This is a genomic window from Rheinheimera sp. (genome assembly GCF_036568245.1).
In the GTDB taxonomy this organism is placed as follows: Bacteria; Pseudomonadota; Gammaproteobacteria; order Enterobacterales; family Alteromonadaceae; genus Alishewanella.
On the sequence record NZ_DATCSY010000360.1, the window covers coordinates 1 to 6,928 of the forward strand.

Sequence of the window (6,928 nt, forward strand, 5' to 3'; positions counted from 1 at the left end):
CAAAGCGGTCATGATTAAATCCTGTCAGCAAGCTGCAGCTTGGCGAGCTGCCGGCATAACGTTGCCAGTATCGGTCAATATTGCTGCGGCCCAGTTTACCGACCCCGGTCTGGTGTGGTTGATAGAGCAGCTTTTGATGGAGTGCCAGTTGCCTGCGCATTTACTTGAGCTGGAGGTGACAGAAACGGCGCTGATCCAGAACCCGGATCGCACGGCTGAGATCCTGAGAAAATTCCGTGCCTTGGGGATCCGTATTGCGATAGATGATTTTGGCACCGGCTACTCCAGCCTGTCTTACTTAAAGCAGTTTAAGGTGGATGTGCTGAAGATAGACATGTCTTTTGTCAAAGACATGTTGCAGGACAAAAGTGACTATGAAATTGTCAAAACGATTATCTCGCTTGGCCAGTCGATGAATATCGAGCTGATTGCCGAAGGGATAGAAACAGCAGCACATCAGGCCAGTTTACTTGAGCTTGGTTGTCTGTACGGCCAGGGCTACTATTACAGTAAACCCTTGCCGTCAGAGCAGTTTATGCAGTATTTACAGGCTGGGAAACACTGACGCTGTTATAGCAGGCTCATGGCGGCTTTTAACAGGCCGGCTAAGATTGTCAGGGCGGTAATACCGCCAAGATACAGCACCACAAACCACAGGATAGGGTTGGGTCTTTTAGTTTCAGCCATTAGTAGCCCTCCTCATAATCTTCTATCTTGCCGCGGAAAATATGATAACCCCACAGCGTATATGCCAGGATCAACGGCAGGAAAATCAGGATGCCGGGTAGCATAAAGCTCAGGCTGCTATCGGGTGCCGCAGCGGTATAAAAACTGAGCTGCTGTGGCAGTAAGTACGGATAAAGCCCAACAACCAGGCCGGCAAACGCCAACAGGAATAAACTTGCAGACAGCCAGAATGGCCGGCTCTCATGGCGGTTATTGATGGTTTGGTCTGCGCCGAACTGGCGCTGTACTCTTGCCAAATCGCGAAATAACAAACGCGCAGCCAGTACCGCCAGCAGTGGTAATACCATCAACACCAGGCTATAAACTCCTCCAAACCAGCGGCTGCGGATAGCCGGTTGCTGATAAAGTGTCCACAGACTTACCAGTAACATCGCCAGCATGACAAAAATCAGCAGTCTCTGACCGTAACGGGCGGCTTTTTGCTGTATCGCACCGCGGCTTTTCATGGTCAGATAAGTGCATGCCAGTAAGGCGTAGCCTGCCATAACAGCCAGAGCCGTAAATAAACTGAACGGCGTCAGCCATTGCAGGCTGGACTGGGTCAGGCTATTGCCATCTACACCCTGCACAATTACACCCAACATTAACCCCTGACAAAAGGCTGCCAGGCTGGAGCCAGCTGCAAAAGCGCGGTTCCACCAGACCTTTGAGCTGTGTGATTTGAAGCGATACTCAAAGGCTACGCCGCGGAAAATCAGGCCAATCAGCATCAGCATAATAGGTAGGTATAACAAGCTGGCAATGCTGGCATAGGCCAGCGGAAAGGCGCCAAACAGAATAACGCCACCAAATACCAGCCAGGTTTCATTACCATCCCAGACATGGGAAATGGAGCGCATTAAATGATCATGCTCGGCGTCGGTATTGAACCAGGGGTACAAAATACCCATCCCCAGATCAAAACCATCCAGCAATACATACATTAAGATGGCAAAGCCAAGCAGCAGAAAATAAAACAGCGGTAAACCCAGTTGCAATTCCATTATTTTTGCTCCTGTGCCGGGGTAAGTTGTTTGGCCAGCGCGACGGCATAACCTGACGCTTTGACACCTATCAGTTGTTGATGCAATTGCTCAAGTGGCGGCGGGCCCTTACGGATAAGCTTACGCATAAAATACAGATAAACGCCGAATAGCAGGCTGTAAGTCAGCACGAACAGTGTCAGCGAGAACAGTACGCGTTCAGCGGGGAGCGGCGTGACAACATCCACAGTGCGTAGCAAGCCATAGACAATCCAGGGCTGGCGGCCAACTTCAACCACATACCAACCGGCAAGCACGGCAATAATGCCGCTGGGGGCAAGGTAACTGCAGAACGTCAGAAACCATCGGCTGTGGTACAGAGTGCCCCGCCAGCGCAGGTAAGCGCCAGTCAGTGCGACCAGGATCATTAATACGCCAATACCCACCATCACCCGGAAAGAAAAGAACACCACCGGCACATTTGGTCTGTCTGCTGCCGGTACAGCTTTTAAGCCGGCCAGCTCGCCGTTTGCATCATGGGTCAGGATCAGACTGGCCAGTTTAGGGATGGCCAGCTCAAAGTGATTTTTTTCCGCAACTTTATCCGGCACAGCAAACAGCAACAGGGGCACACCGGCTTCACGTTCGGGCCAGATCCCTTCCATTGCCGCCAGTTTTACCGGTTGATGATGTTTGACATTCAGGCCGTGCAGGTCACCGACAAAGGCTTGTAGCGGGGTTAACAGCAATGCCAGCCATAGAGTCATTGACAAGCCTTTACGCGCCATGGCCTTGTGTTCACTGTTACGCAGTTGCCAGGCACTGGTCGCCAGCACGACAAAAGTGGCGGTGATAAATGCTGCCAGCAGCATATGGCTAAAGCGGTATGGCATAGAAGGGTTAAAAATCACCTGCCACCAGCTGTCTACCTGAAATATGCCGTCCACAATGCGGTGTCCGGCTGGTGTTTGCATCCAGGAGTTAGCTGCAATGATCCAGAATGCTGAGATCCAGGTACCTATGGCGACTACCACAGTGGAGACAAAATGGAGCTTAGGCCCAACCCGTTGCCAGCCAAATAGCATAATGCCAAGAAAACCGGCTTCGAGGAAAAACGCAGTCAGCACTTCATATGCCATTAACGGGCCAAGCACTGCTCCGGTAATACGCGAAAATTCTGAAAAATTAGTGCCGAACTCGTACGACAACACTATGCCAGAGACCACTCCCATACCAAAGGTAATGGCGAAGGGTTTAATCCAGAATTTGGCCAGTTGCAGATAAACCGGATTGGCCGTTTTTAGCCATAGCCCTTCCCATATCGCGATAAGCGTTGCTAAGCCTATGGTAATAGACGGAAAAATAATATGAAAACTGATAGTAAAAGCAAACTGTAAGCGGGATAACAGCGCAGCATCCAGTTCCATATCAGTTATCCTTACGCCGGAGAGTGGCAAACACTGCGGGTATCAGCGCTACGCTGACCATCAGTAACAGAGCTAACATTTCAGTCACCAGCAAACTACTATTCATCTTGAGTTCTCACACCAATTACTACAGACAGTTAAGTTACAGCAAGATACTGACCACTATTTGTTTAATAAGTTTTAATTATTGAATTTTATAGAGAATTTTATTTTTATTGTGCTAAGTGTAAACTTGGTTTACGCTTTTGGTGAGATGATTTCGTAAACGAGGTTTACAGTGCCTTTGACGCTTGTATTTGAAATCAGCATGATGCTGACCAGCGGCTGTGCAGTATTATTAGCTGGCTGGTTGTTACTACAGGGCCAACGCCAGCCGGCTATGCCCGCGTTGGCGGGGTTCGCAGCGATGATGGCGCTGTGGTGTGGCGGGCACATTGCTATAGTGCAGAACTGGCACTCTGTAGGTGTGGCGCTGGTGTTGGCAAACCCGCTAATGCCGATGTTTTTTCTGCATTTTGCACTACAGTTTGTCTCGCCGACGGCTGAAATACGACCGCGATGGCATCGTCTGCTGCCGGCGCTGTATGGCGTCAGTGTGCTGGTAATTGTGACCAGCTGGTTTGGTGCCGGCGGTGCTGTTACAGCAACAGCAGGTTTTGATGCCTTCTTTATTTTCGCCGGTATTGGTTGGTTGAACCTGTTTTATACCGTGTTGCTCGGTGTAGCCGCGCATGCGGTACTTTGGCATGGCTGGCGCATTCACAGCGGCAATAAACGCCGCTCTATTGTCGCAATGTTTCTGGCCGGTGGCTGGGGGTTACTACTGGCAACCAGTTTTGTGTTTCCGTCTTTGGGCCTTAACTGGTATCCCTATCCGATGCTGTTGTTGCCAAGCTATTTGCTGTTTTTGGTATATGGCGTAGTGCGCTATCAGGTACTGGCGATTAATGCGTTTGCCAATAAAGCGCTATTGTGGCTTGGCATGCTGTTACTGGTTCTGGCACTGATGGCTTTGGTTAGTGCCTTGCTGGGGCAGCTTGGCATGCAGGCACTTGCCGCTGTGCCAGCCAGCCAGCTCTGGCTGTATTCTGCGTTATTGTTGTTATTGTCGGCTGCCTGTTACCGGCCAATAGCGGCATTAGCCCGTCGCCTGATTTACCCCGGTGGCCAGTTAAGTGAACCTTTACTCGCGCATTGGCGCTCACAGCTTCAGCAGTGTGATAGCTGGCAGGCGCTGGCGGAGCTGGCGGCTGCTTTACTGTCTGCGCAGCTGCGACAGAAGGTTACGGTGCGTTTGCCTGATGCCGGCCAGCAAGGCAGCCAGTTGCATATTCAATGTCTGCGCACTGAGCAGGGTTGGTTTTATCAACTGACCGGCTGGGACGATGTTACACCCGGCTATCGGCTGCAGGGTGAGGTGTTTGCTGCTTTATTGCTGAGTAACTGCCGTATTCTGGAGCAATCCCTGAAACTGGCGGAGGCTGAACGCAAGAGGCTGGACCAGCAACATCTGGTTGAACTGGGCGCTTTATCTGCAGCCATGGCGCATGAGCTGCGTAACCCGCTGAATATTATTTCGATGGCCGCAGCAACAACTTCCCCGGATACCCGTCAGCATATTCAGCAGCAATTAAAGCGGGCCGACCGCCTAATCGCAGACTTGCTGAGTTACGCCGGTCAGCTGCAACTGCAGTGCAGCCAGGTGCCGGTAAAAGCCATGCTGCAAAGCGTGATGAGTCAGCAAGACTGGCAGGGGGTTGAATGCCAGCTCGACGTTCCGGATGAGTTATTGTTATGGGCCGACAGTTACCGGCTGCAGCAGGTTTTCGTCAACTTACTCGATAATGCTCTTGCATTTTGCCGCAACAAAAGCCACGCCAGAATAAACCTTTCGGCCAGCACTGATGCTGACAAAGTGCAGTTATTTGTACATAACAACGGCCCGGCTATTCCAGCAGAGCAACTGCCAGGCCTGTTTCAGCCTTTTGTCAGTAAGCGCGCCGGTGGCAGCGGCCTGGGGCTGGCTATTGTGCGGCGCATTATGCAGGCGCATGGTGCAAAGGTACAACACCGCTCAGATTTAGGCTGGCCTGTGAGTTTTGTACTGCAGTTTTTTAATCAACAACAGGATACAGAAAATGAGTAATGGCAAGATCCTGCTGGTAGACGATGAACCGGCGTTTCGCCAACTGGCACAAAGCTGGCTGAACCAGAGCGGATATCAGGTTGAAACCGCAGCTGACCTGAACATGGCCCGCAGTAAGCTTGGTGGCTTTGATGCCGATTTGATTCTGCTTGATTTGTCATTGCCGCCGCAGTTTGACCCGCAACATACGCTGGACGCGTTGCCGGACTTTAGTAGCCGGCCCGTTATCATTCTGACTGGCCATGCTGAGCGGCAGCTGGCGCTTGATGCAATAGCCCGGGGGGCCTGGGACTTTATCGCCAAACCGGTCGACCCTGATTTGCTGGCAGTGGTTATCAAACGCGCTTTGAATAAACATCAGCTTGATAATGAGTTAAAACAGTTAAAGCAACAGGTCAGTGCGGGGGGCACCGGGCGGCTTATTGGTGTGTCCACTGCAATGGAAGCCATGCGGACACTGATCCAGCGCATAGCACCAACCGATGTCAGAGTGCTGGTAACCGGCCCGTCCGGCACCGGTAAAGAAGTGATATCGCGCGCGCTGCATGAGCTAAGCCAGCGCTCTGACAAGCCTTTTGTGTCAGTGCACTGCGGTGCAATACCGGCAGACCTGCTGGAAAGTGAGTTGTTCGGTTATGTCAAAGGTGCTTTTACCGGCGCTGATAAAGACAGGCCGGGACTGCTGAAACTGGCGGATACCGGCACGCTGTTTTTAGATGAAATTGGCGAAATGCCCCTGCCAATGCAGGTGAAACTATTAAGGGTACTGCAGGAGGGTACCTACTTTCCGGTGGGCGGACGCGAGCAGCATAAAATTAATATCAGGCTGATCTCAGCGACCAATGCAAATTTACCTGATTTGGTTAAAAAAGGTTTGTTTCGGGAGGATTTGTATTACCGTATTAAGGGTATTACGCTTGAAACTCTGGCACTGAGTGAGCGCAGCCAGGATATTCCGTTGTTGCTGCAGTTCTTTCTGGAACAGTTGTCGAAACAACATGGCCAGGCTGTGCGGCTGGATAGCATGGCATTGAGCTGGTTTTTACAGCGGGACTGGCCAGGCAATATCCGCGAGCTGAAGAATACGCTGGAAAGCGTGGCGGCTGTAGCGCAGGACGGTGTGATCAGCATGGCAGATATCAGCCTGCTGCACCCTGAAGCTGCAGCCGCACAGCTGCATAACGCGCAGACAACTGTGCAGGAAAACAGCCTGCTGCTGGATGAAGCGGTACAGGCGCTTGAAATCAGATTGATTAAACAGGCCATGCAGCAAAGCGGTGGCAACAAAAGCAAAGCGGCGCGTCTGCTGGGGTTGTCGCGTCAGGGATTACTTAAGAAAATTGACCGCTATCAGCTTGCCGTATAAGGTGGGCGAAAAATCAGGGAGACACCAATGAAAGCAGTAGGTTATCAGCAGTCGTTACCAGCAACAGATGACAAAGCGTTGCAGGATATTGAGTTACCCCAGCCTGCCGCTAGTGGGCAGGATATCTTAGTGCGGGTAGAAGCGGTTTCGGTCAATCCGGTAGACACTAAGGTGCGCATGCGGGCTCAGCCTGAAGCGGGTCAGTATAAAGTGCTGGGCTGGGATGCCGCCGGCGAAGTGGTGGCTGTCGGTGAAGATGTCAGCCTGTTTAAACCGGGTG

The 6,928-nt window shown here is 51.6% G+C and carries 6 protein-coding genes; 4 read left to right on the forward strand and 2 right to left on the reverse strand.

The genetic code is table 11. The annotated features are described in order from the left end of the window. Positions 1–565, forward strand: a 565-nt coding sequence (locus VIN66_RS15960; RefSeq protein ID WP_331924901.1) for an EAL domain-containing protein, incomplete at its 5' end; no start/stop codon positions are given. A 121-nt stretch (positions 566–686) separates the two neighbouring features. On the opposite strand, the gene cydB is transcribed toward VIN66_RS15960, so the two are convergent. After that, entirely contained in the window at positions 687–1,730 is a 1,044-nt protein-coding gene (gene cydB / locus VIN66_RS15965; protein WP_331924902.1) for a cytochrome d ubiquinol oxidase subunit II, read from the reverse strand. Then, entirely contained in the window at positions 1,730–3,136 is a 1,407-nt protein-coding gene (locus tag VIN66_RS15970) for a cytochrome ubiquinol oxidase subunit I (protein ID WP_331924903.1), read from the reverse strand. Before VIN66_RS15970 ends, cydB begins: the two co-directional genes overlap by 1 nt. A 277-nt stretch (positions 3,137–3,413) precedes the next feature. On the opposite strand from VIN66_RS15970, the gene VIN66_RS15975 reads away from it, so the two are divergent. From VIN66_RS15975 to VIN66_RS15985, 3 genes are all read left to right on the forward strand, one after another. Continuing rightward, a complete protein-coding gene (locus VIN66_RS15975; protein ID WP_331924904.1) occupies positions 3,414–5,282 on the forward strand; it encodes an ATP-binding protein in 1,869 nt (622 codons plus the stop codon). Then, positions 5,275–6,648: a sigma-54 dependent transcriptional regulator gene (locus tag VIN66_RS15980; protein ID WP_331924905.1), complete on the forward strand. Its 1,374-nt coding sequence runs from the start codon at positions 5,275–5,277 to the stop codon at positions 6,646–6,648. The genes VIN66_RS15975 and VIN66_RS15980 overlap by 8 nt, the downstream gene beginning before the upstream one ends. Before the next feature lie 27 nt (positions 6,649–6,675). After that, positions 6,676–6,928 (forward strand): alcohol dehydrogenase catalytic domain-containing protein (locus VIN66_RS15985; RefSeq protein ID WP_331924906.1); only part of this gene is annotated, 253 nt, incomplete at its 3' end.